This window comes from Streptomyces sp. NPDC021225 (assembly GCF_044332865.1).
Lineage (GTDB): Bacteria > Actinomycetota > Actinomycetes > Streptomycetales > Streptomycetaceae > Streptomyces.
Map to the genome: position 1 here is coordinate 190,516 of NZ_JBIRPV010000007.1, position 18,356 is coordinate 208,871.

Annotated in this window: 15 protein-coding genes; 2 read left to right on the plus strand and 13 right to left on the minus strand. The window is 71.4% G+C overall.

What is annotated here, in order from left to right; genetic code table 11:
* Positions 1-93: 93 nt before the first annotated feature.
* Entirely contained in the window at positions 94-1,260 is a 1,167-nt protein-coding gene (locus ACH4S9_RS29715) for an adenosine deaminase (protein ID WP_311724218.1), read from the minus strand.
* 102 nt (positions 1,261-1,362) lie between these two features.
* On the opposite strand from ACH4S9_RS29715, the gene ACH4S9_RS29720 reads away from it, so the two are divergent.
* Complete coding sequence (locus tag ACH4S9_RS29720; RefSeq protein WP_361183857.1) at positions 1,363-2,127, plus strand: alpha/beta hydrolase; 765 nt, start codon at positions 1,363-1,365, stop codon at positions 2,125-2,127.
* A gap of 16 nt (positions 2,128-2,143) precedes the next feature.
* Here ACH4S9_RS29720 and ACH4S9_RS29725 read toward each other — a convergent pair whose 3' ends face one another.
* Positions 2,144-3,157 carry a LysR family transcriptional regulator gene (locus tag ACH4S9_RS29725; protein WP_311724220.1) on the minus strand — a complete coding sequence of 338 codons (1,014 nt, stop codon included), beginning with the start codon at positions 3,155-3,157 and terminating at the stop codon, positions 2,144-2,146.
* 74 nt (positions 3,158-3,231) lie between these two features.
* On the opposite strand from ACH4S9_RS29725, the gene ACH4S9_RS29730 reads away from it, so the two are divergent.
* Positions 3,232-4,554 (plus strand): MFS transporter, encoded by a 1,323-nt coding sequence (locus tag ACH4S9_RS29730; RefSeq protein WP_398374880.1) that lies wholly within the window; start codon positions 3,232-3,234, stop codon positions 4,552-4,554.
* Positions 4,555-4,643: 89 nt separating this feature from the next.
* Here ACH4S9_RS29730 and ACH4S9_RS29735 read toward each other — a convergent pair whose 3' ends face one another.
* The 11 genes from ACH4S9_RS29735 to ACH4S9_RS29785 all read right to left on the minus strand — a co-directional run bounded on the left by ACH4S9_RS29735 (position 4,644) and on the right by ACH4S9_RS29785 (position 18,224).
* Complete coding sequence (locus ACH4S9_RS29735; protein ID WP_361184196.1) at positions 4,644-5,924, minus strand: thymidine phosphorylase; 1,281 nt, start codon at positions 5,922-5,924, stop codon at positions 4,644-4,646.
* 44 nt (positions 5,925-5,968) lie between these two features.
* Positions 5,969-6,388 (minus strand): cytidine deaminase, encoded by a 420-nt coding sequence (locus ACH4S9_RS29740; protein ID WP_311724221.1) that lies wholly within the window; start codon positions 6,386-6,388, stop codon positions 5,969-5,971.
* The gene (locus tag ACH4S9_RS29745) at positions 6,388-7,641 is read right to left on the minus strand and encodes an ABC transporter permease (protein ID WP_398374557.1); all 1,254 of its coding nucleotides are present in this window, start codon (positions 7,639-7,641) and stop codon (positions 6,388-6,390) included. The genes ACH4S9_RS29740 and ACH4S9_RS29745 overlap by 1 nt, the downstream gene beginning before the upstream one ends.
* Positions 7,638-8,867: an ABC transporter permease gene (locus tag ACH4S9_RS29750; protein ID WP_361183863.1), complete on the minus strand. Its 1,230-nt coding sequence runs from the start codon at positions 8,865-8,867 to the stop codon at positions 7,638-7,640. Before ACH4S9_RS29750 ends, ACH4S9_RS29745 begins: the two co-directional genes overlap by 4 nt.
* Entirely contained in the window at positions 8,864-10,435 is a 1,572-nt protein-coding gene (locus ACH4S9_RS29755) for an ABC transporter ATP-binding protein (RefSeq protein ID WP_361184199.1), read from the minus strand. The genes ACH4S9_RS29750 and ACH4S9_RS29755 overlap by 4 nt, the downstream gene beginning before the upstream one ends.
* A gap of 154 nt (positions 10,436-10,589) precedes the next feature.
* Positions 10,590-11,633, minus strand: a complete 1,044-nt coding sequence (locus tag ACH4S9_RS29760; protein WP_385340932.1) for a BMP family protein — start codon at positions 11,631-11,633, stop codon at positions 10,590-10,592.
* Positions 11,634-11,778: 145 nt separating this feature from the next.
* Positions 11,779-13,080 (minus strand): amidohydrolase, encoded by a 1,302-nt coding sequence (locus tag ACH4S9_RS29765; protein ID WP_398374882.1) that lies wholly within the window; start codon positions 13,078-13,080, stop codon positions 11,779-11,781.
* Positions 13,081-13,339: 259 nt separating this feature from the next.
* Positions 13,340-14,443 carry a hypothetical protein gene (locus tag ACH4S9_RS29770; protein WP_385341080.1) on the minus strand — a complete coding sequence of 368 codons (1,104 nt, stop codon included), beginning with the start codon at positions 14,441-14,443 and terminating at the stop codon, positions 13,340-13,342.
* Positions 14,444-14,664: 221 nt separating this feature from the next.
* Positions 14,665-15,597 carry an N-acetylneuraminate synthase family protein gene (locus tag ACH4S9_RS29775; RefSeq protein ID WP_311724225.1) on the minus strand — a complete coding sequence of 311 codons (933 nt, stop codon included), beginning with the start codon at positions 15,595-15,597 and terminating at the stop codon, positions 14,665-14,667.
* Positions 15,598-16,818 (minus strand): acylneuraminate cytidylyltransferase, encoded by a 1,221-nt coding sequence (locus ACH4S9_RS29780; RefSeq protein WP_311724226.1) that lies wholly within the window; start codon positions 16,816-16,818, stop codon positions 15,598-15,600.
* Positions 16,819-16,898: 80 nt separating this feature from the next.
* Positions 16,899-18,224 (minus strand): DUF6716 putative glycosyltransferase, encoded by a 1,326-nt coding sequence (locus tag ACH4S9_RS29785; protein ID WP_398374885.1) that lies wholly within the window; start codon positions 18,222-18,224, stop codon positions 16,899-16,901.
* Positions 18,225-18,356 lie beyond the last annotated feature (132 nt).

Sequence of the window (18,356 nt, forward strand, 5' to 3'; positions counted from 1 at the left end):
GGTACGGCAACGTAGCGATTGTTTTCCGCTGCCCGCAAACCCGAAAAAGCCTCCGCCGCCCGCCTTACCGGCCGTTTATCCCGGCCCGTACGATTACCTGCCGCCGAGGCCAGATCCCCTGGTCACTGGTGATGCCGAGGCCATCTGACGGAACAGCCACTCGGACTTCAATTCGGCATATCCGGGCTTGATCACGTCATTGATCATCGCCAGACGTTCACCAAAAGGAATGAAGGCGGATTTCATTGCATTGACCGTAAACCATTGCATGTCGTCGAGCGTGTAGTGGAACGTCGAAACGAGGTGCTCGAATTCCGCACTCATGCTCGTTCCGCCCATCAGACGATTATCCGTATTAACGGTCGCCCGGAATTGCAGCCGGCGCAGCAGCCCGATGGGGTGCTCGGCGTACGAGCGGGCCGCGCCCGTCTGGAGGTTCGAGGTCGGGCACAGCTCCAGCGGGATGCGCTTGTCCCGGACGTACGAGGCGAGCCGGCCGAGGGTCACGCTCCCGTCGTCGGCGACCTGGATGTCGTCGATGATGCGGACGCCGTGGCCGAGCCGGTCCGCGCCGCACCACTGGAGCGCCTGCCAGATGGAGGGCAGCCCGAAGGCTTCGCCCGCGTGGATCGTGAAGTGGTTGTTCTCCCGCTTCAGATACTCGAAGGCGTCGAGGTGGCGGGTGGGCGGGAAGCCCGCCTCGGCGCCCGCGATGTCGAAGCCGACGACGCCGCGGTCGCGGTAGGCGTTGGCGAGTTCGGCGATCTCCAGCGCGCGGGCGGCGTGGCGCATCGCGGTGAGCAGGGCGCCGACGCGGATCCGGTGGCCCTTCTCCCCGGCCCGCCGCTCCCCCTCGCGGAACCCCTCGTTGACCGCCTCGACCACCTGCTCCAGCGTCAGCCCCCGGGTCAGGTGCTGCTCGGGGGCGTAGCGCACCTCGGCGTAGACGACCCCGTCCGCGGCCAGGTCCTCGGCGCACTCGGCGGCGACGCGGAACAGCGCGTCGCGGGACTGCATGACGGCGCAGGTGTGCGCGAAGGTCTCCAGGTAGCGCTCGAGCGAACCGGAGTCGGCGGCCTCCCGGAACCAGCGGCCCAGCCCGTCCGGATCGGTCTCCGGCAGCGCGTCATAGCCCGCGTCGCGGGCGAGTTCGACGACGGTGGCGGGGCGCAGCCCGCCGTCCAGGTGATCGTGGAGCAACACCTTCGGGGCACGGCGGATCTGCTCGGGGGTGGGGCGGTCGTTGTACTCGCTCGTCATCTGCGCACCATACACCTACGCGCGTAGACAGCCCTCGATAGATATGCAACAGTGACCCGCACGAGTGGTGGAGTACACCGCTCCTTCTGCGATCGTGTCGCCATGGCTCAGCAAGCGTTGCCCGAGCGGGGCGCCCGGCTGGGGCGGCCGAGAGGCGCGGCCGCCGCCGAAAAGACCGTGCACGGTGTGGTGTTGCTGCTCCCCGGCGGGCCGGAGACCGGCACCGGGCGGCCGTCCCGGCTGTCGGTGGCGTCGGTGCTCCCCCTGGCCCGGCGGCTGGTCCGGGCGGGCCGCGCCGAGGGGCTGACCGCCCATGTCGTCCACTACCGCCATCGCGGATGGAACGGCGAGGCGGCCCATCCCGCCGCGGACGCCGCGTGGGCGGTGGACGAGGTGGTGCGGCGCTACGGCGATGTGCCGGTGTGCCTCGTCGGCCACGGCCTGGGCGCCCGCGCCGCGCTGCGGGCCGCCGGACACGAGGCCGTCGTCTCGGTGGTGGCGCTGGCCCCCTGGCTGCCCGAACCCGAGTCCGGGCTCGATCCCGAACCGGTGAAACAGCTCGTCGGTCGGCAGGTGCTCATCGCCCACGGGACGAACGACCAGCGGACCGACCCCGAGCTGTCGTACCGGCTCGCGGAGCGGGCCAAGAAGGCCAACCGGGACGTGTGCCGCTTCGAGGTCCACACGGACGGGCACGGCCTGCACCACCACCGCTCCGAAGTGCAGGCGCTGACCGCCGACTTCCTGCTCGGCTCCCTGTTCACCCACGGCTACTCGCGCCCGGTCGCGGACGCGCTCGCGGCCCCGCCGCCGCTGGGGCTGCGCATGCCGCTGGCGGCGGGGTTCGGCTCCTCGCTGCCGCGCTGAGCCGCACTCCGCGTCGTCACCTGGGCAGCAGCTGCCCGCGGCGGCTCAGCAGGAAGCGTTTGAAGGCCGCGACCGGGGCGGTGTCCGGGTGGCCGTCGAGCCAGGCGACGCCGATCTCGCGGACCGCCCGCGGGGCCGTCACCGTCAGCTCCGCGACGCCGGGGCGCGGCACCGCAGGGGGCGGCAGCAGCGCCACGCCGAACCCCGCGGCCACCAGGCCGCGCAGCGTCTCGGCCTCCTCCCCCTCGAAGGCGATCTTCGGCTTGAAGCCCGCCTCGGCGCACAGCGCGTCGGTGATGCGCCGCAGCCCGTAGCCCGGTTCGAGGGTGACGAAGAGCTCCGCGGCGGCCTCGGCGAGCCTGACCCGCTTACGGCCGGCGAGCCAGTGGTCGTCGGGGACCACCAGGCGCAGCCGCTGCTCGTCGAGGCGGCGCGCGACCAGGTCGGGGGCGTCGGGGATGGGCGAGGTGAGGCAGAGGTCCAGGTCGCCCGTGCGCATCCGCTCGATCATCGCCTCGCCGTAGTTCTGGACGAGTTGGAAGCGCACGCGCGGGTGGTCGACCCGGAAGGCCCGGATCAGACCGGGTACCGTCTCCGGGCCGAGGGTGTGCAGAAACCCGAAGGCGATCTTTCCGGAGGCCGGGTCGGCGTCGGCGCGTACGGACTCGGCGGCGCGCTCGACCTCGGCCAGCGCCCGTTCCACGGCGCGCAGGAACGTACGGCCGGCGGGGGTGAGCGCGACGGTGCGGCCGCGGCGGGCGAACAGCGCGACGCCCAGGTCCTCTTCGAGACGTACCATCGCCCGGCTGAGGGTCGACTGGGGCACGCCGAGCCACTGCGCGGCGCGGGTGACGTGCTCGTGCCGGGCCACCGCCGCGAACTGCACGAGGCGGGGGGTGAGGGACGCGGCCCAGGAGTCGGCCTCGAACTCGGCTGTCACGGGAATGTCTTTTTCGTTGCTGGCGCGTGACAGTGATCTCGCTGACCTCGGCTGATGCGGCACAGCATCGATTATGGCAATTCCGTGCATTGGACGCATCAAAGAGGGGCACATACGGTCGAGTCATGTCTCCTGCTGATACCGAGGCGTCCACCGGAACCCCGATGGACGCCTGCGCCAACACGACCGCTACTCGGGCGAACCCGGACCGAATGAGCCCCGGAGACCCCGGCTTCGGCCGGATGAGGCTCGCTCTCTTCGCCGCCGGTCTCGCGACGTTCGCCCTTCTCTTCTCCACCCAGGCACTGCTCCCCGCGATCTCCGCCGACCTCCATGTCCAGCCGGACCAGGCGAGCTGGACCGTCTCCGCCGCCACCCTCGCGCTGGCCCTGGCGGTGCTCCCGCTCAGCGCCCTGTCCGAGCGCTTCGGCCGCCGCGCGATGATGACCGGCTCGCTCGCCGTCGCCGTCGCGGTCGGGCTCGCGGTGCCCTTCGCCCCGGACCTGGGCTGGCTGATCGCACTGCGCGCCGTCCAGGGCGCCGCGATCGCCGGCATCCCCGCCTCCGCGATGGCCTACCTCTCGGAGGAGGTCCGCCCCGCCTCCCTCATCGGCACCATCGGGCTGTTCGTGGCGGGCAACAGCTTCGGCGGCATGACCGGCCGGCTGCTCACCGGCTGGGTCGCGGACGGCTGGGGCTGGCGCGTGTCGCTGGCCACGGTCGGCGTCCTGTCGCTGGTCTGCGCGATCGCCTTCCGGCTGCTGCTCCCCAAGGCGCGCCACTTCACCCCGGCCGCGGTCAGCCCGCGCGCCCTGGCCCGTACGGTCGGCGGGCACCTGTCCGATCCGCTGCTGCGCAGGCTGTACGCGATCGGCGCGCTGTTCATGACCGTCTTCGGCGGCGTCTACACGGTCATCGGCTACCGCCTGGTCGCCGAGCCCTTCAACCTCTCGCAGTCCCTGGTCGGTTCGATCTTCCTGATCTACCTGGTCGGTACGGCCTCCTCCGCGGCGGCCGGAAAGCTGGTCGGCCGGCTGGGCCGACGCGGCGCGCTGTACGTGGCGGTCACCACCACGACGGCCGGGCTGCTGCTGAGCCTCGGCGACTCGCTCGCCGCGGTGCTGCTGGGCCTGGTGCTGATCACCGCGGGCTTCTTCGCGGGGCACGCCGTGGCCTCCTCCTCGGTCAGCCGGGCCGCCAAGACCGGGCGCGCCCAGGCCTCGGCGCTCTACCAGACCGCGTACTACATCGGCAGCAGCGTGGGCGGCACCCTCGGTGCGCTCGCCTTCCACGCGTCCGGCTGGACCGGCACGGTCGTGCTCGGCCTGGTGGCCGTGGGCGGCGCGGCGGCCATCACGCTCTACGCGACCCGCAAGGCGCTGGCCGAGCGGCGCGCGGAGATCGTGGCACGCTCGACGCGGCAGCCCGAGCGCACATCGTCCAACGAGACCACCCAGGGCCTGCGCCGACTGGCCGCGCAGGCGTAACAACCGACACCGCAGAACAACCACAGAGCCCGAAGGGGCCGCTCCGCCACTGTCCCGGCGGAGCGGCCCCTTCGCCCATCCGTCTCTGTTTACCGCGCGATGCGGTCCAGGACGATCGGCTCGGGCGTGAACTCCGTACCCGGCGGGGCGTAGCCCACCGCCCCCGCCAGCGCCTCGAGCGCGTAGTCGAACTTCTCCGGCGTGTCCGTGTGCAGCGTCAGCAGCGGCTCGCCCGCCCGTACCGCGTCACCCGGCTTGACGTGGATCTCCACGCCGGCCCCGGCCTGCACCGGGTCCTCCTTGCGGGCCCGGCCCGCGCCAAGCCGCCAGGCGGCGACGCCGACCGCGTAGGCGTCCAGGCCGGTCAGCACGCCGGTCGACTCGGCCGTCACGACATGCCGTTCGCGGGCGACCGGCAGCGGCGCGTCCGGGTCGCCGCCCTGCGCGGCGATCATGCGGCGCCAGTGGTCCATCGCGGAGCCGTCCGCGAGCGCCTTGGCCGGGTCGGCGTCCGGCAGCCCCGCCGCGTCCAGCATCTCCCGGGCGAGGGCGAGGGTGAGCTCGACCACGTCGGCCGGGCCGCCGCCCGCCAGGACCTCCACGGACTCGCGGACCTCAAGCGCGTTGCCCGCGGTGCGGCCGAGCGGGGTGGCCATGCCGGTGAGCAGGGCGACCGTACGGACCCCGTGGTCGGTGCCCAGGCCCACCATGGTGGCGGCCAGCTCCCGCGCCGAGGCCAGGTCCTTCATGAAGGCGCCGGAGCCGACCTTCACATCCAGCACCAGCGAGCCGGTGCCCTCGGCGATCTTCTTCGACATGATGCTGCTCGCGATGAGCGGGATCGACTCCACCGTCCCGGTCACATCGCGCAGCGCGTACAGCTTCCGGTCCGCGGGGGCCAGCCCCTCCCCCGCCGCGCAGATGACGGAGCCGACGTCCTCGAGCACCCGCAGCATTTCCTCATTGGAGAGCTGCGCCCGCCAGCCGGGGATGGACTCCAGCTTGTCGAGCGTGCCGCCGGTGTGGCCGAGGCCGCGCCCGGACAGCTGCGGTACGGCCGCGCCGCAGGCGGCCACCAGCGGGGCCAGCGGCAGCGTGATCTTGTCGCCCACGCCGCCGGTGGAGTGCTTGTCGGCGGTCGGGCGCGCAAGGGACGAGAAGTCCATACGCTCGCCGGACGCGATCATCGCGGCGGTCCAGCGGGCGATCTCCGCGCGGTCCATGCCGTTGAGGTAGATCGCCATCGCGAGCGCGGACATCTGCTCGTGGGCGACCTCACCGCGCGTATAGGCGTCGATGATCCAGTCGATCTGGGCGTCGGTGAGACGGCCGCCGTCGCGTTTGGCGCGGATGACGGTGATGGCGTCCATGGTGGGGTGCGGGCCTTTCATCGGGGAGAGCGGGGAGAGCTCGCTCAGCGTTCCAGGTCGTTGCGACCGAACGCGTCCGGAAGGAGCTCGGCGAGCGGGCGGATGCCCGAGGCGGTGTCCACCTGGAGCTCCGGGCCGCCGTGTTCCCACAGCAGCTGGCGGCAGCGGCCGCAGGGCATCAGCACCGCGCCGGCGTGGTCACAGCAGGTGAACGCGGTCAGCCGGCCCCCGCCGGAGGCGAACAGCGCGGAGATCAGGCCGCATTCGGCACAGAGCGCGACACCGTACGCCGCGTTCTCCACATTGCAGCCGGTCACCGTGCGGCCGTCGTCGACGAGCGCGGCGGCGCCCACGGGATAGCGGGAGTACGGGGCGTAGGCCCGGGACATGACGCCCCGGGCCTGCGCGCGCAGCGCTTCCCAGTCGACCGGCGCGTTCGCGGTCGGGGTCGCCGCCGTGGTCATCATCCGCCTCCCTTGTGGTAGGGGAGCCCCACCGCCTTGGGTGCGCGCAGCCGCTGGGCGGACAGCGCCAGCACCAGCAGCGTGGCGATGTACGGCGCCGCGGTCACAAACTGGCTCGGCACCTCATCGGTCAGCGAATACCAGACCAGCAGCACCGCCGAGGACGCCGCGCCGATGGCCGCTGCCAGGTACTTCTTCCGGTACAGCTGCCACAGGACGACCAGCACCAGCACGATCACCAGGAGCAGCAGCAGCGCGTGCACATTGGTGCCGCCGGAGCGCAGGTTGAGGCTGTCGGTGTAGCCGAACAGGCCCGCGCCCATGGCGAGACCGCCGGGCATCCAGTTACCGAAGATCATCGCGGCCAGGCCGATGTAGCCGCGGTTTCCGGTCTGGCCCTCCTGGTAGATGTTGGAGGCCACCTCGGCCAGGAAGACGCCGCCGAGCCCGGCGAACCCGCCGGAGATGATCACGGCCAGGTACTTGTACCGGTAGACATTGACGCCCAGGGACTCCGCCGCCACCGGGTTCTCGCCGCAGGACCGCAGCCGCAGGCCGAACGAGGTGCGCCACAGCGCCCACCAGGTGAGCGGCACCAGCAGCAGCGCCACGACGGTCAGCAGCGACAGCTCCGTCACCACACCGCCGATGAACCCCGCGACATCGGAGACGAGGAACCAGTGTTTGCCGTTGAGGGTCTTCATCGCGTCCGACAGCCCTGGCACGGTGATCTGGGTGATCGGGTCGATGGGCGGCGACTTGCGGGCGGACCCCGAGCTCTCCAGGAAGGTGAAGTTGGAGAGATAGCGGGTGGCGCCGACGGCGAGGATGTTGATCGCCACACCGGACACGATGTGGTTGACGCCGAACGTCACCGTGATGATGGCGTGCAGCAGCCCGCCGAGCGCACCGCCGACGATGCCGAACAGCACGCCGGTCCACGGCCCCCACTGATACCCGGCCCAGGCGCCCAGCCAGGTGCCGAGGATCATCATGCCCTCGAGGCCGATGTTGACCACGCCCGCCCGCTCGGCCCACAGGCCGCCGAGCCCGGCCAGCCCGATCGGGATGGCCAGCTCCAGCGCGCCCGCGACCTGGCCCACCGAGGTGATGTCGTCGGCGCCGGTGATCATCCGGACCACCGAGGTCAGGACCAGGGCGCCCGCGACGATCAGCAGGATCACGGGCAGGGACAGCTTCCGGCGCACCGGCTTCCGCGACTGCGGCTTGTCCAACACGGGGGTGGTGCTCACGCCGGCACCTCCTCACGGGTCGTCGTCGTGCGGGCCGCGGCGGCGAGTTCCTCGCCGACCCTCCGCTGCTGGCGGCGCAGGCCGTACCGGCGAACGGTTTCGTAGGAGACGACCACGGAGATCACGATCAGGCCCTGCATGATCGTGGCGATCTCCTTCTCGTAGCCGTTGTAGTCCAGCGTCTGGGACGCCTTGTCGAGGAACGCGATGAGCAGCGCGCCGAAGGCGATCCCGACCGGGTTGTTGCGGCCGAGGAGGGCGATGGTGATGCCCGTGAAGCCGATGCCGGTCTGGAAGTTCAGGCTGTACGTGTGCGAGTCGCCGAGCAGCACCGGCATGCCCGCCAGGCCCGCCACCGCGCCGGAGATCAGCATGCTGGTGAGCACCATGCGCTTGGCGTCGACGCCGCTGGCGGCCGCCGCGCTCTCGCTGGCGCCGGTGGCGCGCAGGTCGAAGCCGAAGCGGGTGCGGCCCAGCACCAGCCAGTACGCCACGCCGCAGCCGATCGCGACGAACACGAAGCCGTAGATGTCACCGGCCACGTCGCTGACGTGGAGGCCCGGGAACCAGGAGGACTCGGGCAGGTCGCCGGTGGTGAGGTTGTTGCTGCCCTTGGGCTGCACACCGAACTGCTCGGGCAGGATGAGATACGCGATCAGGCTGGTGGCGATCGCGTTGAGCATGATCGTGGAGACGACCTCGCTCACGCCGCGGGTGGTCTTGAGGATGCCCGCGATGCCCGCCCAGAAGGCGCCCACCAGCATGGCGACGATCACGATCAGCGCGATGCTCAGCGGGCCGGGGAGATCGACATTGGCGCCGACCAGGGCCGCGGCCATCGCCGCGAGCCGGTACTGGCCGTCCACGCCGATGTTGAACAGATTCATCCGGAAGCCGACCGCCACCGCGAGGGCCGCCAGATAGTAGGAGCTCGCCTGGTTGACGATGAGCACCTGGATATCGGCGTTGGACGCGTAGTCCAGCATCAGCTGGTACGGCTCGAACGGGCTCTTGCCCGAGATGAGCAGCACCCCGGAGGTCAGCAGCACCGCCACCACCAGGGCCAGCACCGGGCCGGCCGCGGCCAGCAGCAGCCGGTCACGGCTGAACCTCTTGCCCGCGGAACCGCCGGAACCGCCGGACTTGGCGGACTCGGCGGGCTTGGCGGACTCGGCGGAGTTGGCGGGGCTGCCGCTCGTCGGCTTCTCCTCGTTGGTCTTCGTCATCGCGCCGCCCCCTCCTCGGCGGGGTGCTCCAGATGGCCCGTGGCCGCGCCGGTCATGGCCGAGCCCAACTCCTCGGGGGTGATGGTCGCCGGGTCCGCGTCCGCGACCAGCCGGCCGCGGTAGATGACCCGCAGGGTGTCGGACAGGCCGATCAGCTCGTCCAGGTCCGCGGAGATCAGCAGTACGGCCAGGCCCTCCCGGCGCGCCTCGCGGATCTGGTCCCAGATCTGCGCCTGCGCGCCGACGTCCACGCCGCGGGTGGGATGCGCGGCGATGAGCAGCCGCGGACGGTGGCTCATCTCCCGCCCCACGATGAGCTTCTGCTGGTTGCCGCCGGACAGCGAGGCCGCGGTGACCTCGATGCCGGGGGTGCGCACGTCGTACTCGGCCACGATCCGCTCGGTGTCCGTCCGCGCGCCCTTGAGGTCGAGCCAGAAGCCCTTGCCCTTGCTGTTGGGGCGCTCGGTGACATGCCCGAGGATGCGGTTCTCCCACAGCGGCGCGTCGAGCAGCAGGCCGTGGCGGTGCCGGTCCTCGGGGATGTAGCCGACGCCGCCCTCGCGGCGGCGGCGGGTGGGCCAGTCGGTGATGGTTTCGTCGCCGAGGAGGATGGTGCCGCTGTCGGTCCTGCGGATGCCGACCAGGGCCTCGATCAGCTCGGTCTGGCCGTTGCCCTCGACCCCGGCCAGGCCCAGCACCTCGCCCTTGCGGATGGTGAAGGTGATGTCGTCCAGCACGGTGCGGGCGCCGTGCTCGGCGTCCTGCGCGGTCAGGGTCACCCCTTCGACCTGGAGCATCGGCACATCCGTGACGGTGGACTCGCGCGTCTCGGGCGAGGGCAGTTCGCTGCCGACCATCAGCTCGGCGAGCTGCCGGGCGGTGACCTCGGAGGGGACGACGGAGCCGACCGTGGTGCCGCGCCGGATGACGGTGATGTCGTCCGCGACGGAGAGCACCTCGCCCAGCTTGTGCGAGATGAAGATGACGGTGAGTCCCTCGGCCTTGAGCTCGCGGAGGTTGTCGAAGAGCGCGTCGACCTCCTGCGGGACCAGCACGGCGGTCGGCTCGTCCAGGATCAGCGTCCGCGCGCCCCGGTAGAGGACCTTCAGGATCTCCACGCGCTGGCGGTCGGCGACGCCCAGGTCCTCGACGAGGACGTCGGGGCGCACCCCGAGGGCGTACGCGTCCGAGATCTCCTTGATCTTCGCACGGGCCTTGGAGCCGATGCCGTACAGCTTCTCGGCGCCGAGCACCACGTTCTCGAGGACGGTGAGGTTGTCGGCGAGCATGAAGTGCTGGTGCACCATGCCCAGGCCGCGGGCGATGGCGTCGGCGGGGCTGTGGAAGGAGACCTCTTCGCCATCGACCGCGATGGTCCCCTCGTCCGGCTTGTGCATGCCGTAGAGGGTCTTCATCAGGGTGGACTTGCCCGCGCCGTTCTCACCGACGATCGCGTGCACGGTGCCCTTGCGGACGGCGATGTGGATGTCGTGGTTGGCGACGACGCCGGGGAAACGTTTGGTGATCCCGCTGAGTTCTACGGCGGGCGGACTGCTGGACGCGTTGATGGCGCACTCTCCTCGAAGAAGGAGTCTCGGCGGTACCTGGTGGAATCACGGGGCCGCAACGGGCCGCCGCACAGCGAGCGGGACCTGAGGTGGTGTGCCCAAAGCTCCCTCCCCAGGCCCCGCTCAACATCTGCTCAGCAGATCGAATGCCGCCTTACGGCGTCGTCTTGACCTTGATCTCGCCGCTGATGATCTTCTTCTTCGCGGCCTCGACCGCCTCGACGACCTTGGTCATCTTCTGGTAGGCGGGGTTGGAGTCGGCCAGGCCGACGCCGCCCGTCTTGAGGCCGTAGCGCACGGTGCCGGACTCCGGCTTGCCGTCCTTGACGGACTTGACCAGGTTGAAGACGGCGTCGGCGACGCCCTTGGTCGCCGAGGCAAGGATCTTGTCCTTGTACTTGGCCAGGCCCTTCTGCGTGTACTGGTCGCTGTCGACGCCGATGGCCCACTTGCCGCGCGTGGCGGCGGCCTCGATGACGCCGCTGCCCGAGTCGCCCGCGGCCTGGTAGATGACGTCCGCGCCACCGTCCAGCTCACCGTTGGCGGTGTCCTTGCCGGCGTCGGGCTTCTTGAAGCCGCTGTAGTCCGGCGGCTGGGTCAGGTACTGGACCTTCACCTTGACCGACTTGTCGGTCTCCTGGACGCCCTGGACGTAGCCCGCCTCGAACTTCTTGATCAGCGGGTTCTCCACGCCGCCGACGAAGCCCACGGTCTTGGTCTTGGTGGTCAGGGCGGCCGCCACGCCCGCCAGGTAGGAGGCCTGCTCCTCGTTGAACACCATGTTGACCACGTTCTTGGCGTGGACGGTGTCGTCGTCGACGAGGCCGAAGGTGACCTTCGGGAACTTCTTGGCGACCTCCTTCACCGCCGGGGCGTAGACGAACCCGACGGCGATGACCGGGTTGTGCCCCTCACGGGCCAGCTCGGTCAGGCGCTGCACCTTGTCGGCGTCGGACTCGCCCTCCGACGGCTCGATGTCGTCGCCGGCGACCCCCAGTTCCTTCTTGGCCTTGACGAAGCCGGCGTACGCTGCGTCATTGAAGGACTGGTCGCCACGCCCGCCGACGTCATAGGCGATGGCGACGCCCTTGTCCTTCTTCTTGGAGTCGGACGAGCTGCTGCCACCACAGGCCGTGGTGGTGAAAGCGAGGGCCGCGATGCCTATGCCCGCGACGGCGATGCTGGATACCCGGCGCACGAGGGATCCCCTTCGGCTTGAGCGCGCCTCCTTCGGCGCTGGTTTCGCCGCATCGTAACGCGCGTAGATGGCAGATAAAGGGGCCCCCGGAAGCCGTTATCGGATCGTCGCGAATCTGACTTGTCCTGGGGGCCTCCGGGACATGTCAATCGAGCAAAGCCGCGGCGGTGAACAGCTCCACGCCAACCTCGATGGCCTCTTCATCCACGTCGAAATCGCCGCAATGCAGGTCACGCCGGACAGTGTCGCCGACCCTGCGGACGCCCAGCCGCGCCATCGCGCCGGGCACATGCTCCAGGTACCAGGAGAAGTCCTCGCCGCCGAGGCTCTGCTCGGTGCTCTCCACCGCATACAATCCACGGCGCGTTTCCATCGCCCGGCGCAGCAGCCCGACCGAGCTCTCCTCGTTCACCACGGGCGGCACCCCGCGGACGTAGTTGATCTCCGACTTGGCGCCGTGCAGGGTCGCGATCTCGTCGACGGCGGCGTGCACCAGATCGGGCGCCTCCCGCCAGGCCGGGAGGTCCAGGCAGCGGACCGTGCCCGACAGCTCGGCGTGCTGCGGGATGACGTTGCAGGCGTGGCCCGACTCCACCCGGCCCCAGGTAACGGCCAGGCCGGAGCGGGTGTCGACGCGGCGGGACAGCAGCGCGGGCACCTCAGTGATCACCTTCGCGGCGGCGGTCACCAGATCGGTGGTCAGATGGGGGCGCGCGGTGTGACCGCCCGCGCCGTCGAGGGAGACCTCCAGGCGGTCGCAGGCGGAGGTGATCGCGCCGACGCGCAGCCCGATGCGGCCCACGTCGACCCCGGGGTCGCAGTGCACCGCGAGGATCCGGCCGACCCCGTCCAGCACACCCGCCTCGACCGCGTCGGGCGCGCCGCCGGGCAGCACCTCCTCCGCGGGCTGGAACAGCAGCCGCACGGGGCGCGGCAGCCGGCCCTCGCGGGCCAGCTCGGCCAGCACCAGACCGGCGCCGAGGACGACGGTGGTGTGCACATCGTGGCCGCAGGCGTGGGCGCGGTCGGGCACGGTCGAGCGGTAGGGCACGGACTTGGTGTCCGGGATGGGCAGCGCGTCGATGTCGGCGCGCAGCGCCAGCATGGGCAGGGCCGCGGCGTCGCCGGTACCGGTCCCGGTCCCAGTCCCGGTGCCTGTGCCGATGTCGCAGATGAGGCCGGTGCCGGAGGGCAGCACGCGCGGCTCCAGGCCGGCCTGCTCGAGCCGCGCCTTGATCGCGGCGGTGGTGCGGACCTCGCGGTTGCCGAGCTCCGGGTGCATGTGGATGTCCCGCCGGAAGGCGATCAGTTCCGTCCGAAGCTCTTCGGGAAGCCGGCCGGGCAGAGCGAGGGCGTCCGCGCTGAGACTGGCGGCGACCTCGGGTGCGGCGGCCAGGGCGGTGACGGCCTCGGCCTCGGCGGTGACGGAATCGGTCTGGGGGGACATCAATTGCTTCACCCGATGAAGCGTAGAACGGCTGGTGGGGCGGCCGGATGTCGATCAACAAAACATCAACCCGTTCGGGGACGGGAAACTGCCACCCCTTGCGCATGATCTCCCTAGTCAGGGGGTATAACAGGCCCCTCCGCCGCCGCCTGGTAGTGACGAGCGCCACATGGCGTACAGGTGAAGCCCTGACAGGAAGTTGCCGCCGTCATCTCAGGATGTGGTCATCGACGTGGTCATGGGCCCCCGGACCCGCCGCTCACGGCGCCGCCGACGCGGGCATCGACCGCAGCCGGTGCGCGTCCCGGGCGGTGCCGGTGACCCCCGACAGAAACCCCTGGGCGCGCGGCGAGGCGTCGCTGCGCAGCCAGGCGGGGTCCACATCGCAGACCGCGACCTTGACCCCCGTGCCCACGAGCGCGAGCGGCAGCGTGTGCACGACGGTCGACGGGAAGCTCACGATCGTATGGCCGATGGGGCCGCGGCGGGCTATCAGCTCCAGCGGCAGGTCCGGCCGTACGATCTCCAGCCCGATCTCGACCGAGACCCGGTGGAGCTTCTCGGCGCTCTCGCGGCGGTGCGCGAAGTAGCGGGTCGCCCCGTGCGTACGGGCCAGGGAGGCCACCGCCTCCAGATAGCGCTCCAGGTCCACCACCCCGGTCTCCACCAGGGAGGTGCCCACCAGGTCGGTGCCCCGGGTGAGCGTCGGCGGGCCGAAGCGGTCCCGGGTCCAGGCGAAGGAGTTGGCCGTGACCGTCACCCCGGCGGGCGGCTCGACGGGCATCGAGCTGAACACCTCGACGCGCCGGTCGCCACCTGGGGTGAGCCGACGACGCGCGTTCGCGGACACCGGAGCGAACACCATCTCGCGCGCCCCCCGGCCGGTGCCGCGCCGGTGCCAGCGCACCAGGGGCTCACCGCTGGCCAGTTGGGAGACGAACTCCATGGTGGCCGTGCCGTCGTCGACGACGACCAGGTCCCGGGCGCGGGTGAGCATGAGCAGCAGCTGCACATAGCGCGAGAACGGATCGCCGATGACGATCCGGTCGGCGCGGCGCAGCGGCCCGCGCAGCCCCCCGATCGTCTTCAGCGGCGCGCCCGCCCCGCCGCGCGCCTCCTCCCACCGCACCGCGAAGCCCTCGTCCCGCGCGAGCTCCGCCATACGGCGCAGCTGACCGCGCGTCATCGGGTCGTGCGGCGACAGCACCACGACCGTGAGCCCGTCGGGGTCGGCCCCGGCCGTATGCGCCCACTCCAGGACGTTCAGCAGCTGGACCGGGCTCTCGACGAAGGCCAGGGTGGCGCCGGAGCCGGCGCCGGTGGTACCGGGACGTGCGGCACGCTCCGCGGCGTCCCGGGGCAGGGCCCGGAAGCGGCGGGCAGCCCCCGACGAGTCACGGGGACCCGCCGCTTCCGGGTGTGGGCCGGGCTGACCGGCCGATGAGTTCACAGCAGACGGCTCCTTGGCCTCTTGGACCTCATGACCCTCTCGGACCTCTCAGACCTCTTGGCCCTCTCGGACCTCTTAGTCCTCATGGCCCTCTCAGGCCCCTTGGTTGGACCTCTTTGGCTCCGACCGGACGGTCAGACCCCGACCGGCTCGCGCTCGGCGGACTCGCCCTCGGCGACGACGCCCGCGACACGGCGCAGCTTCTTCATCGGCCCGAGCTCGCTCTCGTAGACCTTCTTGACGCCGTCGCCCAGCGACTCCTCGATGGTGCGGATGTCGCGCACCAGGCGCTGGAGGCCCTGCGGCTCGACCGAGGCGGCCTGGTCCGAGCCCCACATAGCGCGGTCCAGGGTGATGTGGCGCTCGATGAAGGTCGCGCCGAGCGCGACGGCGGCGAGGGTGGTCTGGAGACCGGTCTCGTGGCCCGAGTAGCCGATCGGCACGTTCGGGTACTCGGCCTGAAGCGTGTTGATCACGCGCAGGTTGAGCTCCTCGGCCTTGGCCGGGTACGTCGAGGTGGCGTGGCAGAGCAGGATGTTGTCGCTGCCCAGCACCTCCACCGCGTGGCGGATCTGCTTCGGGGTGGACATGCCCGTCGACAGGATGATCGTGCGGCCGGTCGCGCGCAGGGCGCGCAGCAGCTCGTCGTCGGTCAGCGAGGCGGAGGCCACCTTGTGGGCGGGGACGTCGAACTTCTCCAGGAAGGCGACGGCCTCGGTGTCCCACGGGGAGGCGAACCAGGCGAGCCCGCGCTTCTTGCAGTGCTCGTCGATGGCGCGGTACTCGTCCTCGCCGAACTCGACGCGGTGCCGGTAGTCGATGTAGGTCATCCGGCCCCAGGGGGTGTCCCGCTCGATGTCCCACTGGTCGCGCGGGGTGCAGATCTCCGGGGTGCGCTTCTGGAACTTGACCGCGTCACAGCCGGCGTCCGCGGCAGCGTCGATCAGCTTGAACGCGTTCTCCAGGTCGCCGTTGTGGTTGATGCCGATCTCACCGGTGACGTAGACCGGGTGGCCGGGGCCGGCGATCTTGTCACCGAGCGTACGGAGGCGATTGTTGGAGCTCACTTAAGACAGTTCCTTTCCAAGAATCCACGAGGCGATCTCGCGGATCGCACCGTCACCTCCGGGCGTGGAGGTGACCGCGCGTGCGGCGCCGCGCACGACGTCGTGCGCACCTGCGACCGCCACGGGCCAGCCGACGAGGCCGAAGCACGGGAGGTCGTTGACGTCGTTGCCGACATAGAGCACGCGCTCCGGCGCGATGCCCTGCTCCTCGCACCACTGCTTCAGCGCGAGGTCTTTCCGGTCGATGCCGTGCAGCACGGGGACCCGCAGCTTGCGGGCGCGTGCGGCGACGACCGGGTTCTGCTCCGTGGACAGGATCAGCAGCGCCAGCTCAGCGCGGCGCAGGGCGGCGATCCCGAGCCCGTCGCCGCGGTGCACGGCGACGAGTTCGCGTCCTTCGGAGTCGATCAGCACCTTGTCGTCCGTCTGGGTGCCGTCGAAGTCGAGTACCACCGCGTCGATGTCGTCGCGGGTGGGGAGCGCACCGGGGCGCGGGGCGTCGAGGAGGGGCGCGAGGGCGCGGGCCCGCGCCAGGTCGTGCGGGTCGTCGATCTCCAGGACGCGGGCGGCGTCGGTGCGCACCAGCGCGGTGCGGCCGAAGAAGCGGTGCCGCTCGGCGCGGAACCCCTCGACGCGCATCGCGTACGCGGCGCCGGTCTCCAGCAGGTCCTGCGGCCGGTCCTGGCGGCGCGGCCGGTACGACTTGTCGTGGTTGACGCCGTACCCGCCGTCGGCCGTCGTTTCGGCGTCCGCGTCGGTCCCGTCCTCGGCGTCCCGCCAGACGAAGCCGTGGAACGGGGCCACGGTCAGCGCGGTGTCCGCCCCGCCGTCCAGCACCGCCTCGGCGACGCCGTCCACGTCCTCGCGGACGATGAACGGGCTGGTGCACTGCACCAGCAGCACCACCTCCGCGGAGAACCCGTGGATCGCCTCGTACGCGTCGAGCGCGTGGAGCACGGCGGCCTCGCTGGTCGCGGTGTCACCCGCGATGGCGGTGGGCCGCTGGACGACCTCCGCGCCCGCGCCGCGGGCCACGGCGGCGATGCCCGCGTCGTCGGTGGACACGATCACGTCCGTCACCAGGCGGCTCGCCCGGCACTCCCGGACGGCGCGCGCGACGAGCGGCACGCCCCCCACGGCGGCCAGGTTCTTGGCGGGCACGCCCTTCGAACCGCCTCGGGCGGGGATCACGGCGACCACACGCCGGTCGGAGGGGGACATGGCGGCTCCTTCAGTGCCTTCGGGGTTTTCGCGTGGGGGGTGCACGAGGCCGGCTGCGGTGGGGTGACCCGCTGGGGTGCTCACAGCTCCCCCATCCGCCGGATCACCGGCGCCACGCGCTGGACGCCGTGCCGGTAGGCGCCGCGCGCCGCCTCCCGCATGGTGTTGCGTACGACCCGCCGCAACCCGCTGACCTGCGCGTCGTCCCCGGCCGCCGCGCCCGGCCGGGGCCGGCCGTCCGGCTCGAAGCCGTACCGGGCGAGCCTCGCGGGCAGATAGCCGGGCGCGGTGACGCGCGTGTAGTAGGGGGCGAGCGGCGGCAGCTGCTCCGCCGCGGCCAGCTCGGCGACCCGCTCGCGTGCGGCGTCGAAGGCCGTCTCGTACGCGCCGTCGGCCGCGACGCCCTGGCGGCTCACCCACTCGGGGTCGGGCTCGGGGAGGTGGCCCGCGTCCAGCTGGTCCCAGGAGGCGAGGCAGCCGGAGCCGAGGAAGTGGTGGTTGCCCAGCACCTCGCGCACCCCGAGGTCGGTGAGGACGGCGGTCGGGATGCCGCGGTGCAGGGACTCCAGGGCGGCCGTGGAGCTGACCGTCACCAGCAGGTCCGTGGTGTCCAGGACCTCGCCCATGTTCCCGTAGGCGAGGCGGAAGTTCTTCGGCACGCCGTCGCCGAGCTTGCCGACCAGCTTCTGGTACGGCAGCTCCTCGATGTGCGTGGTGTGCTCACCGGGCTTGCTGCGCAGCTTGACCAGGACCTCGCGGTCAGGGTGCGCCCGGGCGTGCTCCACGGCGCGGCGCAGCAGGTACATCCGGTCGGTGCGGTTGTCCGGGACGGACGGCTGGACCGCGAAGACCACGGTGCCGCCGGGGTGGGCCCGCCCCTCGCGCGCCTTCTCGTCGTACGGGGCGCCCCCGAGGAACGGCAGCGCGCACTCCACGACGCTGTCCGCCGACGCGCCGACGCCCGTGTAGACGTCGCGGAACCGCTCCGCGTCATGGCGGGAGTTCGCGAGGACGACATCCGCGCCGTGCCGCAGCAGCAGGCCGTCGGCGAGCTTCTCGTAGACCACGCCCACATAGCCGGTGACCACGACGGGGCGGCGCGGCGCGCCCTCCCAGGCGCGGGCGAGGCCGTGCAGCATGGCCTGGACGGCGCCGCCGACCAGGGAAAGTACGATCACGTCGTACCGCTCGCGGTCCATCGCCGCGACGAACTCGACCCCCGTCACCTCACGCAGCGAGTCCGCCCGCACCCCGACCTCGGCGAGCTGCCGGACCGTCGGCGTGGCCCGGCCGCGCAGCAGGAAGCCGTCCATGCGGCGGGCGGAGGCGGAGTCCAGGTCATCCGGTACGAGGCGGTGCGCGGTGAGCGCGCCCCATTTCCACCGGGTGTCGGAGTCCGCGAGCACGGCGACTCGTAGGGGGGAATTGGTACGTGAGGGCACGACGTTGACGCTAGGAAGCGATTTCGATTCGCGGCCCAACTCAGGAGCAACAAAGGGTTAACAGAACATCGACGCTTGGCGAATCGGCCGACGGGA

What these genes read in the sequence shown, in the direction of transcription:
- ACH4S9_RS29715 (WP_311724218.1), bottom strand. Translation starts at nt 1,260, where the DNA reads ATGACGAGCGAGTACAACGACCGCCCCACCCCCGAGCAGATCCGCCGT.
- ACH4S9_RS29720 (WP_361183857.1), top strand. Translation starts at nt 1,363, where the DNA reads ATGGCTCAGCAAGCGTTGCCCGAGCGGGGCGCCCGGCTGGGGCGGCCG.
- ACH4S9_RS29725 (WP_311724220.1), bottom strand. Translation starts at nt 3,157, where the DNA reads ATGCACGGAATTGCCATAATCGATGCTGTGCCGCATCAGCCGAGGTCA.
- ACH4S9_RS29730 (WP_398374880.1), top strand. Translation starts at nt 3,232, where the DNA reads ATGGACGCCTGCGCCAACACGACCGCTACTCGGGCGAACCCGGACCGA.
- ACH4S9_RS29735 (WP_361184196.1), bottom strand. Translation starts at nt 5,924, where the DNA reads ATGGACGCCATCACCGTCATCCGCGCCAAACGCGACGGCGGCCGTCTC.
- ACH4S9_RS29740 (WP_311724221.1), bottom strand. Translation starts at nt 6,388, where the DNA reads ATGACCACGGCGGCGACCCCGACCGCGAACGCGCCGGTCGACTGGGAA.
- ACH4S9_RS29750 (WP_361183863.1), bottom strand. Translation starts at nt 8,867, where the DNA reads ATGACGAAGACCAACGAGGAGAAGCCGACGAGCGGCAGCCCCGCCAAC.
- ACH4S9_RS29765 (WP_398374882.1), bottom strand. Translation starts at nt 13,080, where the DNA reads ATGTCCCCCCAGACCGATTCCGTCACCGCCGAGGCCGAGGCCGTCACC.
- ACH4S9_RS29780 (WP_311724226.1), bottom strand. Translation starts at nt 16,818, where the DNA reads ATGTCCCCCTCCGACCGGCGTGTGGTCGCCGTGATCCCCGCCCGAGGC.